We start from the raw sequence: 13,563 nt of genomic DNA on the forward strand, positions 1-13,563 counted from the left end.
GGGGGCTATGTCGCAGGCATAATAAGAAATGGGGACGAGCATGAATGAAGTGGCCACGCTGCGGCAGGTTTTGCCTGCGGTTCCCGAAACCGAGGCGATGCCGCACAACATCGAGGGCGAGCAGCAGCTTCTGGGCGCCATTCTGACCAACAACGAGGTCTATGACCGGGTCTCGAGCCTGGTCAAGGCCGAGCACTTCTTCGACCCGGTTCACCAGCGCATCTTTGAGCGTATGGCGGCGCGGATCCAGAAGAATGCTCTGGCGAGCCCCGTGACCTTGAAGCCGTTCTTCGAGGATGATCCGGGGCTGAAGGAACTGGGCGGGCCGGCCTATCTGGTGCGTCTGGCCGGGGCTGCGATCTCGGCCTATGCGGCGCGCGATTATGCCCAGATGATCTATGATCTGGCGGTACGGCGCGAGCTGATCGGGCTTGGCCGCGACATCGCCGCGCGGGCGGGCAAGGTCGAGGTCGACTCCGAGCCGCGCGAGCAGATCATCGAGGCCGAGCAGCGGCTTTACAAACTGGGTGAACAAGGCGTCGCAGAGCGCGGATTTCAAAGCTTTTTGAAGGCCGTGACCGAGGCCGTCAACGTGGCCAACGCCGCCTATCAGCGCGACGGCGGCCTGGCGGGGATTTCGACCGGGCTGATTGATCTGGACAAGAAGCTCGGCGGCCTCCACCCCTCCGACCTTCTGATCCTCGCCGGGCGGCCTTCGATGGGCAAGACCTCGCTCGCCACCAACATCGCCTTCAACATCGCCAAGGCCTACAAGCGTGGCCGGATGCCGGACGGCAGCGAAGGCACGATCGAGGGCGGGGCGGTCGGGTTCTTCAGCCTTGAAATGAGCGCGGAACAGCTGGCGGCGCGGATCCTTTCGGAAGCCTCGGAAGTGCCCTCGGAGCAGATCCGCCGCGGCGACATGACCGAGCAGGAGTTCCGACGTTTTGTTGAGGCCGCCAAATCGCTGGAAAGCTGCCCGCTTTACATCGACGACACGCCGGCCTTGCCGATTTCTCAGGTCGCGGCGCGCTCGCGGCGGTTGAAGCGGACCCATGGGCTGGATCTGATCGTGGTGGACTATCTGCAGCTCCTGAAAGGCTCGTCCAAGGAAAGCCGGGTGCAGGAAGTCTCGGAAATCACCCAAGGGCTCAAGGCCATCGCCAAGGAGCTGAACATCCCGGTCATCGCCCTGTCGCAGCTGTCGCGGGCGGTGGAAAGCCGCGAGGACAAGCGGCCGCAGCTCAGCGACCTGCGCGAATCCGGCTCGATCGAGCAGGACGCCGACGTCGTGATGTTCGTCTACCGCGATGAATACTACAAGGAACGCGAGAAGCCCGGCGACCATGAGCTGGAAAAGATGGCGCAGTGGCAGACCATCATGGAGAACGTCCATGGCAAGGCCGAGGTCATCATCGGCAAGCAGCGCCACGGGCCGATCGGCTCAGTCGAGCTGAGCTTTGAAGGCCGCTTCACCCGCTTTGGCAACCTGGCGCAGAAGTGGCAGGGTGGCGGCGGTGGCGATCCGGGGTTTTAAGGCCCGCGCCGCGACAGATCAGAACGCCGCCCGTTGCGGGGCGGCGTTTTGCGTTTCAGAGGTTGGTCTTGACCAGACCGTCGAGGATGGTGGCCCAGCCGCCGCTGTGGCCATCGCGGCTGTCTGCGTTGGCAAAGCGGACATGGGTCAGGGTCAGCAGGGTGCCATCGCCCTCGGGCACAAGGTCCAGCGTCACGCGGCTGCCTTCGATGGTGGAGTATTCCGATTCCCAGGTGAAGGCGATGCGGCTGTGCGGCACCAGTTCCAGATAGGTGCCGCGGTGATCGATCACGCGGCTGCCGGTGTTCATGCCGAGAAGGAAGCGGCCGCCGACGCGGGGGTCGGTTTCGGCGGCGGCGAGGCTCATGCCCTGACAATTGCTCATGAAACGGGTCAGGGTGGCGGGGTCGAGCCAGGCGGCATAGACCCGGTCCACCGGGGCCTTGATATGGCGTTGCAGGGTCAGGCTCAGCGTATCGGGGTCAACTTCGGTCGGGGTCATCTCGTTCATCCTTTTTCTCCTCGAAAAGATCGGACAGGGCCTCCAGCCGCAGGTCCCAGATCGAGCGAAGCTGGCGGAACCATCTGTCCACTTCGGACAGAGGGCCGAGCTGCACTTCGATCAGATGTTCGCGCCAGAGCGTGCGACGGCTGACCAGCCCGGCGGCCTCCAGAACCTTGATATGCTTGGAGACGGCGTTGAGGCTCATCTCGAACCTTGCGGCAATCTCGGTCACGCGGGTCGGCCCGGCTTGCGCCAGAAGCGTCAGGATCGCGCGCCGCGACGGGTCGCTGGCAGCCTTCAATATCTCGGTCAGGTCGGGTTTAGGGTGTTGTTCAACCATATAGTTGAATTAGCCGACCCCGCCGAGTCGGTCAACCAAAAGGTGGAATGATGCGATAAAAAAACGGGGCCAGACGGCCCCGGTTCTTTTGGCTGTGGGAGAGGGGCTTACTTCGGCCCGATCATCATCACCATCTGGCGGCCTTCGAGGCGCGGCATCGATTCGACCTTGCCGTTGTCGCCGACATCGGCTGCGACGCGGTGCAGCAGGGCCAGACCCAGCTCCTGGTGGGCCATTTCGCGGCCACGGAAGCGCAGGGTCACCTTGACCTTGTCGCCCTCGTCCAGGAATTTCAGGACCGAGCGCATCTTGACGTCGTAGTCATTGGTGTCGGTGCCGGGGCGGAACTTGATCTCTTTGATCTCGATGATGTGCTGCTTCTTGCGGGCCTCGGCCTCGCGTTTCTGCTGCTCATACTTGTACTTGCCGAAGTCCATGATCTTGCAGACCGGCGGTTCGGCGGTGGGCGAAATCTCGACCAGATCCAGACCCGCTTCCTCGGCCATGGCCATCGCGCGCGCGGGGGTCACGACACCCACATTCTCGCCATCCGCGCCGATCAGGCGGATTTCGGGCGAGCGAATGCGGTCATTGATACGCGGGCCGGTTTCGCGTTGCGGCGGAGCGTTGTGAGGGCGGCGTGCTATGGTTGTGGTCCTTCATCGTTGTTATGATGGCGCAAGATAGACCTCCTCGACGCAAGCTTCAACCCAATAGGCGTGGGCAAAGCGGCACTTGGCACCTTCTGCAAAGCCTTTCCCAAGGCTTTCCTTCGGTGGTATCGTCTGTCATATGGCCGCAGCGTGTTTAACCGCCGGTTTAGGGAGACTAAAATGAACAGAAACGTAATCCTCGCCATCATCGTGATCGCGGCTGCCGCCGGAGTTTACTACAAGTACAATTCCAACAAGATGGCCGAAGCGCAGCACGAGGCCCAGATGGCCGCCGACAAAGCCGCCGCTGACAAGGCTGCTGCCGACAAGGCCGCCGCCGACAAGGCCGCTGCTGACAAAGCCGCCGCCGATGCCGCCGCCGCCGAGAAGGCCGCCGCCGACAAAGCCGCCGCCGACAAGGCCGCCGCCGACAAGGCCGCTGCAGACAAGGCCGCCGCCGATGCCGCAGCCGCTGCCGCCGCAGGGGCCGCAGCCACCACCGCTGCGCCCTCGATGACCGAGATGATGGCGACGCTCGACCCGACCAAGTTCGATGCTGTCAAAGTGACCGCGCTGATCGACGCTTCCTCGCTGGACGATGCGACCAAGGCCTCGCTGAAGGCTTCGGTGGCCGCAGCCGCCACCGACGCGACCAAAGTGCCGGAAGCCGTCGCTGCCGTTCAGAAAGCTCTGGGCATGTAAGCCCGCCCCGGCGGCCCCTTCGGGGGTCGCCACCGGAGCCACCCGGGTGGCCCTCATCCGCCAGGCCGCAATTCTTCGAGGCCGCAGTTCTTTGGGGCTGCGGCCTTTTTCGCGCGCATCCGGCCACGGCCCCGGCTATGGTCGGGCGGGAGAAGACCGCCCGCGCTCAAAGGACCTCGCTTTCGTGCCTCATCCCCCGCCTGCCATCGTGCTGCACCTGCCGGAGACCGCTCCGCCGGACCTGAGCGGGCGGCATTTGCGGCTTTACCGGGTGATCCGCGACCTGGCCCGGGCCGAGGGCATCGCGCTGCAGATCCGGCCCCGCGCCGACGACCTGACCCGCGCGACCCGCCAGGTCAGCGACGACCGCTTTGCCGATGGCAATCTGCACATCATCGACGACCGCTCGATCCGGGCCGCAGGCGTGCTGAATGCCGGCGTCGCCTATTTCTGGGAGTTCTGGCACCTCGATCCCTTGGGCACCAAGGCCCTGTCCTCGATCGGGGCGCTGGAATATGAGCCGGGCTCGATGCCCTTTGCCCGGGCGAAAAGCTTCTTTGACACCCAGCGCGCCCGGATGGTGGACCGGCGCCTGTCGAAATACGGGCAGAAGGCCGAGAGCACCGCGCTGCCCAAAGGCGCGCTGGCGGTGTTTCTGCAGGGTGAATATCCGATCAAGCAGGCGGTGACGACCTATGACGATCTGGCGATGCTCGATGCGGTTCTGGCCCAGGCCGGCGACCGCCCGATCGTGGTCAAGCCGCATCCCCTGGTGAAAAACCCCTTCACCCTGGCCGAGCTGCACGCCCGCCTGCACGGCGACACGCGGGTGACGCTGACCGATGCCAATGTGCATGACATCCTCAAGGATTGCGCCGCCACCGTGTCGATCAACTCGACCGTGGCGCTGGAGGGCTTCTTGCACCGCAGGCCCGCCGTCCTGTTCGGACAGTCTGATTTCCACCATTTCGCCGGAAGGGTGCACCAGCCCGAGGATTTCCCGGCCGTTCTGGAGGCGCAATTGGCGCGCAAGGGCGGCTATGCCCAGTACCTCGCCTGGTATTTCCTGCGCCATTGCCTGCGGCTGGGCACGCCGGGGCTGGAAGCCGCGATCTGGGCGCGCTTTGCCGCGGCGGGTTTCCCATTGGAGCGTTTCCGCGCGGCCTGACCGGCCACGCACAAATTTTCTGCGAAAATTTGGGTACTTGCGTCTGAGGTCAGATCCCGTCGCCGACGAAGGCCTTTTCGACCACGAATTCCAGGGGCTCGGAATTGGCGCCTTCGTGCAGGCCGAACTTCTCCAGCACCGCCTTGACGTCGTGGTTGAAGGCCAAGGAGCCGCAGACCATGGCGCGGTCGTCTTCGGGGTTCATCGGCGGCAGGTCGAGGTCGGCGAAGACCTTGCCCGAGGTCAGGTTGTCGGTGATCCGCCCCATGTGCGGGAAGGCTTCCCGTGTCGTGGTCGGATAGTATTTCAGCTTGTCGCCGACCATCTCGCCGATCAGCGGGTCGTCCTTCAGGCTTTCGACCAGCGTGCGGCCATAATCCAGCTCCGCCACTTCGCGGCAGGTGTGCATCATGATGACCTGATCGTATTTCTCGTAGGTCTCGGGCTCGCGCAGCAGGCTGGCGAAGGGGGCAAAGCCGGTGCCGGTGGCCAGGAACCAGATCCGCCGGCCAGGCAGCAGCGCGTCATGCACCAGCGTACCTACCGGTTTCGGGCGCAGGATGATCTCGTCGCCGACCTTGATATGCTGCAGCCGCGAGGTCAGCGGGCCGTCCGGCACCTTGATCGAGTAGAACTCCAACTCCTCGTCCCAGGCCGGCGAGGCGATCGAATAGGCGCGCAGCAGGGGCTTGCCGTTGTCATTCATCAAGCCGATCATCACGAACTCGCCCGAGCGGAAGCGCAGGCTTTTCGGTCGCGTCACCCGGAACGAGAACAGCCGGTCGGTCCAATGGGTGACCGCGGTCACGGTCTGGGCGTCGGGCAGATGCGGTTTGGCGGGGGCGGCGGATGGCATCGCGTCGGTCATGGCGCTCACTTCGATCATTTGTATACGAACAATTATAGGCAGGGATTCCGGCTTTGGGAAGAGTTTTCTAGGCCTTCAGCCGTGCCAGATAATCATGCGCTTTCCAGTCGGCGCGGAACAGCCATTGCGCCTCGGGCTGGCGGGCGGCGAGGTCGTCGGGGATCTCGACCTCGTCAAAGCCGACGCGGCGGGCCATGGCATATTGATCGGCGATGACCGGCCCCTGGGCGCGCAGCTTGCCGCTGTAGCCCGCCATCCGCAGGCGGCGCGCGATGGTGAAGGCCCGCCCGTCGCTGAACGACGGGAAGGCCACGCGGATCAGCGTGAGGCTCGCCAGATAGGGTTCGACCAGCGCGGGATCATCGGTATGCGCCAGATCCAGCACGCCCTTGTGGCTGGCGATCTCGGCGAGTTTGACCGCCTCGACGGCGGCGGCGGGCGCAAAGCCCGTGTCGGTGACGATCACGCTCATGCGGCGGACTCCTCAGTGGGCTGCAGGGGAATGCGGACGGCCTTGCCATTGATGAAATGGATGCCGCATTCAACTTTTTCCGTGTTGCGCCAACGGCCTGCGCGGGGATCTTCACCCGGTTTCACAGGTGTGGTGCACGGCGCGCAGCCGATCGACGGATAGCCTTTGGCGACCAGAGGATGGCGCGGCAGGCGGTTGTTGACCATATATTCCTCGATATCCTCGCGGCCCCAATGGGCCAGAGGATTGACCTTGATCCTGAGGTCGCCCTCATTCTCGAAGAACTCCACCGCCTGGCGGCTGGCGCCCTGATAGCGCTTGCGCCCGGTGATCCAGCCGTCGAACTCCGATAGCGCCCGTTCCAGCGGCTCGACTTTGCGGATCGCGCAGCAGGCATCGGTGTTGAACTGGTGCAGCGTGCCGTCGGGATCCTCGAAATCCAGCGTTGCGGGCTTGGCGCGGATCACGCGCAGGTCGCGCAGGTCCAGCTTCTCGGCCAGCTCTTGCTGATAGGCCAGCGTCTCGGCGAACAGCATCTGGGTGTCGACAAACAGCACCGGCGTCTCGGGCGCTATGACCGAGACCAGATGCAACAGCACGACCGATTCGGCGCCGAAGGAGGAGACCAGGGCGACCTTGCCCAGATCATGGTCCTTCAGCGCATGTTCGACCACTGCCGTCGCCGAATGGTGACGGTAGCGGGCATTGAGCGCGGCCACCCGTTCGGCGACCGGGCCCTGGTGCAGATCATGCGGCATCCTTTTCGCCTTCCGTCGGATAGAGCGCGGCCTTGAACGGCTCCATCCCGACGCGGCGGAAGGTGTCGAGGAAGGTTTCCTCCTGGTGGGTCCGCAGACCCAGATAGGCGCGCAGGATACGTTCGATCGCGGGCACGATCTCGTCATAGGCAAAGCCCGGTCCGGTCTTCTCGCCGATGGCGGCGCGTTCGGTGCCGTCACCGCCAAGGGTGATCTGGTAGTTCTCGACCCCGGCGCGGTCCAGGCCGAGGATGCCGATATGGCCGACATGGTGGTGGCCGCAGGCGTTGATGCAGCCCGAGATCTTGATCTTCAGGGGACCGATTTCGTGCTCCAGCTTCAGGGCTTCGAAATGGGTGGCGATTTCCTGTGCGACCGGGATCGAGCGTGCCGTGGCCAGCGCGCAATAATCCATGCCGGGGCAGGCGATGATATCGGACAGCAGGCCCACGTTGGCCGTGGCCAGACCGACCTGCGCCAGCGCTGCATGGACGGCGGGCAGGTCGCCCTTGTGGACATGCGGCAGGATCACGTTCTGCTCGTGGCTGATACGCAGTTCGGAATAGCCATATTTTTCCGACAGATCCGCGATGACCCTCATCTGATCGGAGGAGGCGTCGCCGGGCGTCTCGCCCGGTGCCTTGACCGAGACGGTGACGATGGCATGGTCATCCTTGCGGTGGGCGGCCAGGTTGGTGTCGGCCCAGGAGCGGAACACCGGGTCGGCCTTGTAGAAGGCCTCATAGCCGTCGATCGGCGCGGTCTTGAGATCCGGCTGGGCAAAGGCGGCGCGGATGTCGGCCAGAAGTTTCTGGTCGGCGCCGCCAAACAGCGGGCGCACCTCGGCGAAGCGCTCCTCGATCATCCGGGTCAGTTCGGCCTGACCGGTCTCGAACAGGGTGATCTTGATGCGGGCCTTGTACTTGTTGTCGCGCCGACCCAGCGTGTTGTAGACGCTGAGGACGGATTCGACATAGGGCAGCAGGTCTTCGATCGGAAGGTAACTGCGGACCAGATGGCCGATCATCGGGGTGCGGCCAAGGCCACCACCGACGAAAACCTCAAAGCCCGGCACGCCCGCGGCGTTCTTGGTCATGCGCAGGCCAATGTCATGCGCCGCGGTGACAGCGCGGTCATGCGGGCTGCCGGTGATGGCGATCTTGAACTTGCGCGGCAGGAACTGGAACTCCGGATGGTCGGTGGACCATTGGCGCAGAAGCTCGGCATAGGGGCGCGGGTCTTCGATCTCGTCCGCGGCGGCGCCGGCGAAGTGGTCGGCGGTCACATTGCGCACTGTGTTGCCCGAGGTCTGGATCGCATGCATGCCGACATCGGCCAAGGCCGACAGGATCGCCGGCACGTCCGGCAGTTTCGGCCAGTTGAACTGGATGTTCTGCCGCGTGGTGAAGTGGCCGTAGCCCTTGTCCCAGGTGTCGGCGATATAGGCAAGCTGGCGCATCTGGCGCGGATTGATCGTGCCATAGGGAATGGCCACCCGCAGCATGTAGGCATGCAGTTGCAGGTAGAGCCCGTTCATCAGGCGCAGCGGGCGGAACTCATCCTCGGTCAGCGAGCCATCGAGACGGCGCGCGACCTGATCGGAGAATTGCGCCACGCGGGTGCGGACGAAGGCCTCGTCGAAATCGGTGTAATCATACATGGTCGTAATCCGCCTGCTTGCCATGGTTGTAGTTCGAGGGGCCGCGCGTGCGGAAGGCCTCGCGGAAGTGGATCGGCTCGGGGCCTTCGGCGCCCGGCTTGGCATCGGCCAGATAGGCGCCCACGACCAGAAGCTTCTGTGCCGCGGCGTGCAAAAGCCGGATCTGGGCATGCGCCTCGTCGGTGATCAGCTCGGCCTCGCGGTGCAGCGGCGACCAGCGGTCATCGGCGGTCAGGTAGACGACATCGCCTTCGCGCAGGCGGTTGGCAGTGACGACTTTGGGAGTGAACTGGCGGCTCATGCTTGTGCCTCTTTCAGCTGGGTCAGGGCATCGGCAGCCCGGCGTGGTTGCAGGCCATAAAGGATGACGGCGGGGCCTTCAAGCGACTGGGCCGCTTCGGGCAATGTGGCAAGGGTGGCGGCCAGGATCCGCTGATCGGGACGCGAGACGTTTTCGACCAGGGTCACCGGGGTTTCTGCGGCGGCGCCATGCATCATCAGGCGGCCCTGGATGAAGCGGGCGGATTTCTTGCCCATGTAGATCGCGGTGACCTCGCCCGCCCGCGCCATGCCGCGCCAGTCCTGATCGGCAAAGCCCGCCATGTCATGGCCGGTGACGATGCGGAGCGAGGCATTGCGGCCGCGCCGGGTCAGGCTTTGGCCGATGCTGGCGGCGGCCACACTGGCCGAGGTCAGGCCGGGCAGGATGGCGAAGGGCAGGCCCGCGGCCTCCAGCGCCTCGATCTCTTCGTCGAGGCGGGCAAAGATGCCGCAGTCGCCGCCCTTGAGGCGGACGACGCGGGCGCCGGTTAGCGCCTCGGCGACGATCCGCGCGTTGATCTCGGATTGCGCGGTGGAGGGGCCGAAACCCTCCTTGCCCACGTCGATGCGGCGGGTGGTGGAAGGGATCAGGGCCAGAACCTCGGCGCCCACCAGGCGGTCATGGATGACCACATCGGCACCCTGCAGGGCGCGAAAGGCGCCGAGGGTCAGATGCAGCGCAGAGCCGGGACCGGCCCCCACGAAGGTGACGGCGGCAAGGGCAGGGGTGAAGTGCGGCAGGTCTGACATCGGATCCCTCGATTTCCTGACTCAATATAGAATATTTTCCCATGCCTGCACCATACGCCCTTGCCAATAAGGACGTTTGTTCTGATAGTCGGGCGAAATGGAACGCGGTTCTGCGTTTGGGGGGAATGGTGGAATGGCGGCCCAGGTGGACGAGTTGGACCGGAAGATCCTTGGCGAATTGCAGACCGATGCCGAGCAGTCGCTGGACGAAATCGCCCGCAAGGTCGGCTCTTCCAAGACCCCGGTGTGGAACCGGATCAAGCGGATGCGCGACGCCGGGATCATCAAGCGCACCACGGCGATCTGCGACCCCGAGGGGCTGGGGCTCGAGGCCTGTTTCTTCGTGCTGATCCGCACCTCGGAACATGAGGTGGGTTGGGAGAAACGCTTCCTCGACGTGGTCCGCCGCCGCCCCGAGGTGCTGGAAGCGCATCGCCTGGCCGGCGACGTCGATTACATCCTGAAAGTCTGGGTCAAGAATGCCCGCGCCTATGACGCCTTCTACCAGGCGCTGATCGCCGAGGTGAAGATCTACAACGTGACGGCGCTTCTGAGCATGGAAGAAATCAAGATGACCACGGCCCTGCCGCTGTGACCTCCAGAAGATGGGCAGATTGCCCATCCTACCGGCCGCCGCGGTGACAGGGGGGCCGCGCTCTTGCGATTTCATTTTGGCAAAAATATCCCCGCCGGAGGCTCCCTTGGCTGGGGTTTGCCTCCGGCGGGGATATTTGGATCTGGATGAAGGGCTTAGCGGCGCACCATCAGGCGTTTGAGGCCGTGGAAGTGGTAGATGTCGCCGTAGCGCGGCGGTTCGGCCAGGTGCAGGCCGGGCAGGCGCTCGAACAGGATCGGCAGGGCGGTCTGAAGTTCCAGCCGGGCCAGGGGGGCGCCGACGCAGAAGTGCAATCCGGCGCCGAAGGAGACATTGGCCTTGAGCGGGCGGGTCGGGTCGAAGATCTCGGGCGCGTCCCAGGTCTGGGGGTCGCGGTTGGCCATGCCAAGGAGCAGGATCACCTGATCGCCGCGCTGGAAGGTGTGGCCCATCACCTCGACCTCCTCATAGGCCCAGCGGGTGAACATGTGCAGCGCCGGGTCAAAGCGCAGGATTTCTTCCACGGTGGCTTCGGGATCGGCGAGGGCGGCTTGCTGGCCGGTCTCCAGCAGGAGTTTGACGCCATTGCCGATGGTGTGGACGGTGGCCTCGTGGCCGGCGTTCAGGAGGAGGATGCAGGTGGTGATCAGTTCGTCCGTCGTCAGGCGATCACCCTCGGCCTCGGCGGCGATGAGGTGGGTGATCAGGTCATCGGCGGGGGCGGCGCGGCGTTTTTCGACATAGGCGCGCAGGAAGGCGACGAAGGCCTCGGTCGCTTCGATGGCGCGGTCTTCGCGGGCGCGGTCGCGGCCGGCGATATACATCGCCACCATCGCGTTGGACCATTTGAGCAGGTCTGGCGCCATCTCCTCCGGCACGCCGAGCAGGCGGGCGATGATGATGACCGGGAGTTTCTGGCCGAACTCGGCCAAGAGGTCGAAATCTCCCGCCGGGAAGGCGTCGATCAGGTCATGGGTCAGGGCGGCGATTTCGGGGCGCAGCCCCTCGATCCGGCGCGAGGTGAAGGCGCGCAGGACGAGGCTGCGCAGGCGGGTGTGGCGCGGCGGCTCCAGCTCCAGCATCGAATGGGCTTCGACGGCGTAGAAGGGTCCCAGGTGGCCGGGGATCACCGGCGCCAGTTCGGCCGGGGCCTCGCGGCCGAAGCGGCGGTCGCGGAAGATCGCGTTGCAGGCGGCGGCCTTGCCGGTGCAGACCCGGTCATATTCGGCCCAGCGGAAGAAGGCGCCGGACTTGCGAGCCTGCGCGTAGAAGGCATAGGGGTTCTGGACGAAGGCCGGATCGCTGGGGGATTGCGAGAGGGTGATCATCTGGGCAACCGGATCAGCCCCTGCGCGATCAGCACGCCAATCGCCACGATCACCGCGCCATAGGCCTGCGGCCAGTTCCAGCCGGCGCCAAGCGCGAACATGATGATCATCACATAGAAGGGCACCGCGTTCATGTGCAGCGACGACAGCCCGATGCCGAGCTGGCCCACCGCCATGATCCACAGGACCTGGCTGATCGCGAGCGACCCCACGCCGAACAGCATCAGCGCCGACCACTGCGGCAGACCCATCGCGTCCCATTGCGTGGCGGGGCCGCCGAGCGCGCTGTAGATCAGCGCCACCAGGCTCATCAGGATGGCGGCGCCGGTTACGGTGATGGCGGTGCGGCCGAGCGGGGTCAGCGTGGGAAAGGCGGTCACCGTGGCACGCGAGCCCCAGGTGAAGGCCAGGACCGAGGTGAAGGCCGCGAGCGCCCCGAGCCCCAGCTTCATCGAGCCCATGCCGGCGCCGTAAGCCATGAAACCGCCGAACAGGCTGAGGCCAAGGCCGAGGATCAGGGCAATCGTCAGGCGGCGGCCCTCCAGCATCACCTCCAGCGCGATGCCGATTACCGGCATGATCGCGGTGATGACGGCGACGGTGACCGGGTCGGTCTTGGCCTGTGCGATCACCAGCAGCACGGCACCGAGGCCGATGCAGATGCCGCCGACCAGAATGCCCTTGCCCCAGTTGGCTGATCTGAGCGGCCGGGTGCCCTCCATCGCGATCCAGAGCGGGATCAGGAAGGCCGCGGCCAGCGAGGCGCGCAGCGCCGTCAGCGTGACCGGCGGGATCAGCGGAATGACCAGCTGCGCCGCCGGCAGGCCTGCGGCCCAGGTCAGCATCGAGGCAAGGCAGATCAGGTTCGCGACAAGCGCGCTGCGCGGGGGGGCAATGGCTAAGGACATGGGGGGAACCTAGCCGGGCCGCAGGGCGCGCTCTGCGCCGGATGCGACCCGGGGTGTCGTTTAGGGGTTTCGGGGGTCAGGCCGCCGAAAGGGCGGCGACGATGGCGCCGAAATCGGCGGCCTTCAGGCTCGCCCCGCCGACCAGGGCCCCGTCGACATCCTTGACCGCGAAGATCTCGGTCGCGTTCGAGGGTTTGACCGAGCCGCCGTAGAGGATGCGCACACCCTGGCCGTCCTCGCCCAGGGCGCGCAGGAGGCCTGCGCGCAGGGCGGCATGGACCTCGGCGATCTGGTCGAGCGTGGGGGTGCGGCCGGTGCCGATGGCCCAGACCGGTTCATAGGCGATCACCAGATTGGCCGAGGTGGCGCCCTGGGGCAGGGACAGTTCGAGCTGGCTGCCGCAATGGGCCAGCGTGTCGCCGGCATCGCGCTGCGCCTCGGTCTCGCCGACGCAGACGATCGCGATCAGGCCGGCGGCAAGGGCCGCCTCGGCCTTGGCCTTGACCATGGCATCGGTCTCGCCATGGTCGGCGCGGCGCTCGGAATGGCCGAGGATGACATGGGTGGCGCCCGCATCGCCCAGCATGGCGGCGGAGATGTCGCCGGTATGGGCGCCGGAGGCCTTGGCATGGCAATCCTGCGCGCCGATCTTCAGGACCGAGCCTTTGGCCGCGGCGCTGGCGGCGGCGATCAGGGTGGCGGGCGGGCAGATCAGCATCTCGCAGGCCGGGGCCGGGTGCGCCGCCACCAGAGCCGCCAGTTCGGCCAGCGCCGCCCGGGTGCCGTTCATCTTCCAGTTGCCTGCTGCGAGTTTCTTCATCTGCCCCTCCATATTGGTGCCAGAGGGGTAGCCAAAAGGCATCGGCTTGGGAAGGGGGATTACGGGGGAGGGCGCTCGGCGGACCCGGCTGGGGGGCTTCACGCCCCCCAGACCCCCCGTGAAGAGCGGGGGGTTTCACACCCCCCGCGCCCCCCGTGGGATATTTATGGACCAATGA

At 65.5% G+C, this 13,563-nt stretch carries 16 protein-coding genes; 4 read left to right on the forward strand and 12 right to left on the reverse strand.

Annotation, left to right across the window (positions count from 1 at the left end; genetic code table 11):
- The first annotated feature begins 40 nt into the window (after positions 1-40).
- Positions 41-1,537, forward strand: coding sequence for a replicative DNA helicase (locus AC1DVR_RS15080; RefSeq protein ID WP_478001416.1), 1,497 nt, complete (start codon positions 41-43; stop codon positions 1,535-1,537).
- Between the two features lie 55 nt (positions 1,538-1,592).
- Here the strand turns inward: AC1DVR_RS15080 and AC1DVR_RS15085 are convergent, their stop codons facing one another.
- From AC1DVR_RS15085 to infC, 3 genes are all read right to left on the reverse strand, one after another.
- On the reverse strand, positions 1,593-2,048 hold the full coding sequence (locus AC1DVR_RS15085) for an SRPBCC family protein (RefSeq protein WP_478001417.1): 456 nt from the start codon (positions 2,046-2,048) through the stop codon (positions 1,593-1,595).
- On the reverse strand, positions 2,020-2,382 hold the full coding sequence (locus AC1DVR_RS15090; RefSeq protein ID WP_478001418.1) for an ArsR/SmtB family transcription factor: 363 nt from the start codon (positions 2,380-2,382) through the stop codon (positions 2,020-2,022). Before AC1DVR_RS15090 ends, AC1DVR_RS15085 begins: the two co-directional genes overlap by 29 nt.
- Before the next feature lie 107 nt (positions 2,383-2,489).
- Positions 2,490-3,029 (reverse strand): translation initiation factor IF-3, encoded by a 540-nt coding sequence (gene infC, locus AC1DVR_RS15095; RefSeq protein ID WP_478001431.1) that lies wholly within the window; start codon positions 3,027-3,029, stop codon positions 2,490-2,492.
- Positions 3,030-3,215: 186 nt separating this feature from the next.
- On the opposite strand from infC, the gene AC1DVR_RS15100 reads away from it, so the two are divergent.
- Positions 3,216-3,737: a hypothetical protein gene (locus tag AC1DVR_RS15100; protein ID WP_478001419.1), complete on the forward strand. Its 522-nt coding sequence runs from the start codon at positions 3,216-3,218 to the stop codon at positions 3,735-3,737.
- Between the two features lie 184 nt (positions 3,738-3,921).
- Positions 3,922-4,905 carry a capsular polysaccharide export protein, LipB/KpsS family gene (locus tag AC1DVR_RS15105; protein ID WP_478001420.1) on the forward strand — a complete coding sequence of 328 codons (984 nt, stop codon included), beginning with the start codon at positions 3,922-3,924 and terminating at the stop codon, positions 4,903-4,905.
- Positions 4,906-4,954: 49 nt separating this feature from the next.
- Here the strand turns inward: AC1DVR_RS15105 and AC1DVR_RS15110 are convergent, their stop codons facing one another.
- The 6 genes from AC1DVR_RS15110 to cobA all read right to left on the reverse strand — a co-directional run bounded on the left by AC1DVR_RS15110 (position 4,955) and on the right by cobA (position 9,734).
- Entirely contained in the window at positions 4,955-5,773 is an 819-nt protein-coding gene (locus AC1DVR_RS15110; RefSeq protein ID WP_478001421.1) for a ferredoxin--NADP reductase, read from the reverse strand.
- Positions 5,774-5,840: 67 nt separating this feature from the next.
- Positions 5,841-6,245 (reverse strand): DUF934 domain-containing protein, encoded by a 405-nt coding sequence (locus AC1DVR_RS15115; RefSeq protein WP_478001422.1) that lies wholly within the window; start codon positions 6,243-6,245, stop codon positions 5,841-5,843.
- Positions 6,242-7,003: a phosphoadenylyl-sulfate reductase gene (locus AC1DVR_RS15120; RefSeq protein ID WP_478001423.1), complete on the reverse strand. Its 762-nt coding sequence runs from the start codon at positions 7,001-7,003 to the stop codon at positions 6,242-6,244. Before AC1DVR_RS15120 ends, AC1DVR_RS15115 begins: the two co-directional genes overlap by 4 nt.
- On the reverse strand, positions 6,993-8,663 hold the full coding sequence (locus AC1DVR_RS15125) for a nitrite/sulfite reductase (protein WP_478001424.1): 1,671 nt from the start codon (positions 8,661-8,663) through the stop codon (positions 6,993-6,995). The genes AC1DVR_RS15120 and AC1DVR_RS15125 overlap by 11 nt, the downstream gene beginning before the upstream one ends.
- Positions 8,656-8,964 (reverse strand): DUF2849 domain-containing protein, encoded by a 309-nt coding sequence (locus tag AC1DVR_RS15130; protein WP_478001425.1) that lies wholly within the window; start codon positions 8,962-8,964, stop codon positions 8,656-8,658. The genes AC1DVR_RS15125 and AC1DVR_RS15130 overlap by 8 nt, the downstream gene beginning before the upstream one ends.
- Complete coding sequence (gene cobA, locus AC1DVR_RS15135) at positions 8,961-9,734, reverse strand: uroporphyrinogen-III C-methyltransferase (protein WP_478001426.1); 774 nt, start codon at positions 9,732-9,734, stop codon at positions 8,961-8,963. The genes AC1DVR_RS15130 and cobA overlap by 4 nt, the downstream gene beginning before the upstream one ends.
- Positions 9,735-9,867: 133 nt before the next feature.
- Here cobA and AC1DVR_RS15140 point away from each other — a divergent pair, with 133 nt between their 5' ends.
- The gene (locus AC1DVR_RS15140) at positions 9,868-10,329 is read left to right on the forward strand and encodes an Lrp/AsnC family transcriptional regulator (RefSeq protein WP_478001427.1); all 462 of its coding nucleotides are present in this window, start codon (positions 9,868-9,870) and stop codon (positions 10,327-10,329) included.
- Positions 10,330-10,484: 155 nt separating this feature from the next.
- Here the strand turns inward: AC1DVR_RS15140 and AC1DVR_RS15145 are convergent, their stop codons facing one another.
- The 3 genes from AC1DVR_RS15145 to tpiA all read right to left on the reverse strand — a co-directional run bounded on the left by AC1DVR_RS15145 (position 10,485) and on the right by tpiA (position 13,385).
- Complete coding sequence (locus tag AC1DVR_RS15145) at positions 10,485-11,657, reverse strand: cytochrome P450 (protein WP_478001428.1); 1,173 nt, start codon at positions 11,655-11,657, stop codon at positions 10,485-10,487.
- Positions 11,654-12,565 carry a DMT family transporter gene (locus AC1DVR_RS15150; RefSeq protein ID WP_478001429.1) on the reverse strand — a complete coding sequence of 304 codons (912 nt, stop codon included), beginning with the start codon at positions 12,563-12,565 and terminating at the stop codon, positions 11,654-11,656. Before AC1DVR_RS15150 ends, AC1DVR_RS15145 begins: the two co-directional genes overlap by 4 nt.
- Positions 12,566-12,641: 76 nt before the next feature.
- On the reverse strand, positions 12,642-13,385 hold the full coding sequence (gene tpiA, locus AC1DVR_RS15155) for a triose-phosphate isomerase (protein WP_478001430.1): 744 nt from the start codon (positions 13,383-13,385) through the stop codon (positions 12,642-12,644).
- Positions 13,386-13,563 lie beyond the last annotated feature (178 nt).

The sequence above is a fragment of the Rhodobacter sp. P2_H5 genome, assembly GCF_056403335.1.

Excerpts from the sequence above, each read along its gene's own strand:
- AC1DVR_RS15080 (WP_478001416.1), top strand. The coding sequence starts at position 41 with ATGAATGAAGTGGCCACGCTGCGGCAGGTTTTGCCTGCGGTTCCCGAA.
- AC1DVR_RS15085 (WP_478001417.1), bottom strand. The coding sequence starts at position 2,048 with ATGAACGAGATGACCCCGACCGAAGTTGACCCCGATACGCTGAGCCTG.
- AC1DVR_RS15090 (WP_478001418.1), bottom strand. The coding sequence starts at position 2,382 with ATGGTTGAACAACACCCTAAACCCGACCTGACCGAGATATTGAAGGCT.
- AC1DVR_RS15100 (WP_478001419.1), top strand. The coding sequence starts at position 3,216 with ATGAACAGAAACGTAATCCTCGCCATCATCGTGATCGCGGCTGCCGCC.
- AC1DVR_RS15110 (WP_478001421.1), bottom strand. The coding sequence starts at position 5,773 with ATGACCGACGCGATGCCATCCGCCGCCCCCGCCAAACCGCATCTGCCC.
- AC1DVR_RS15115 (WP_478001422.1), bottom strand. The coding sequence starts at position 6,245 with ATGAGCGTGATCGTCACCGACACGGGCTTTGCGCCCGCCGCCGCCGTC.
- AC1DVR_RS15120 (WP_478001423.1), bottom strand. The coding sequence starts at position 7,003 with ATGCCGCATGATCTGCACCAGGGCCCGGTCGCCGAACGGGTGGCCGCG.
- AC1DVR_RS15125 (WP_478001424.1), bottom strand. The coding sequence starts at position 8,663 with ATGTATGATTACACCGATTTCGACGAGGCCTTCGTCCGCACCCGCGTG.
- AC1DVR_RS15130 (WP_478001425.1), bottom strand. The coding sequence starts at position 8,964 with ATGAGCCGCCAGTTCACTCCCAAAGTCGTCACTGCCAACCGCCTGCGC.
- cobA (WP_478001426.1), bottom strand. The coding sequence starts at position 9,734 with ATGTCAGACCTGCCGCACTTCACCCCTGCCCTTGCCGCCGTCACCTTC.
- AC1DVR_RS15140 (WP_478001427.1), top strand. The coding sequence starts at position 9,868 with ATGGCGGCCCAGGTGGACGAGTTGGACCGGAAGATCCTTGGCGAATTG.
- AC1DVR_RS15145 (WP_478001428.1), bottom strand. The coding sequence starts at position 11,657 with ATGATCACCCTCTCGCAATCCCCCAGCGATCCGGCCTTCGTCCAGAAC.
- AC1DVR_RS15150 (WP_478001429.1), bottom strand. The coding sequence starts at position 12,565 with ATGTCCTTAGCCATTGCCCCCCCGCGCAGCGCGCTTGTCGCGAACCTG.
- tpiA (WP_478001430.1), bottom strand. The coding sequence starts at position 13,385 with ATGAAGAAACTCGCAGCAGGCAACTGGAAGATGAACGGCACCCGGGCG.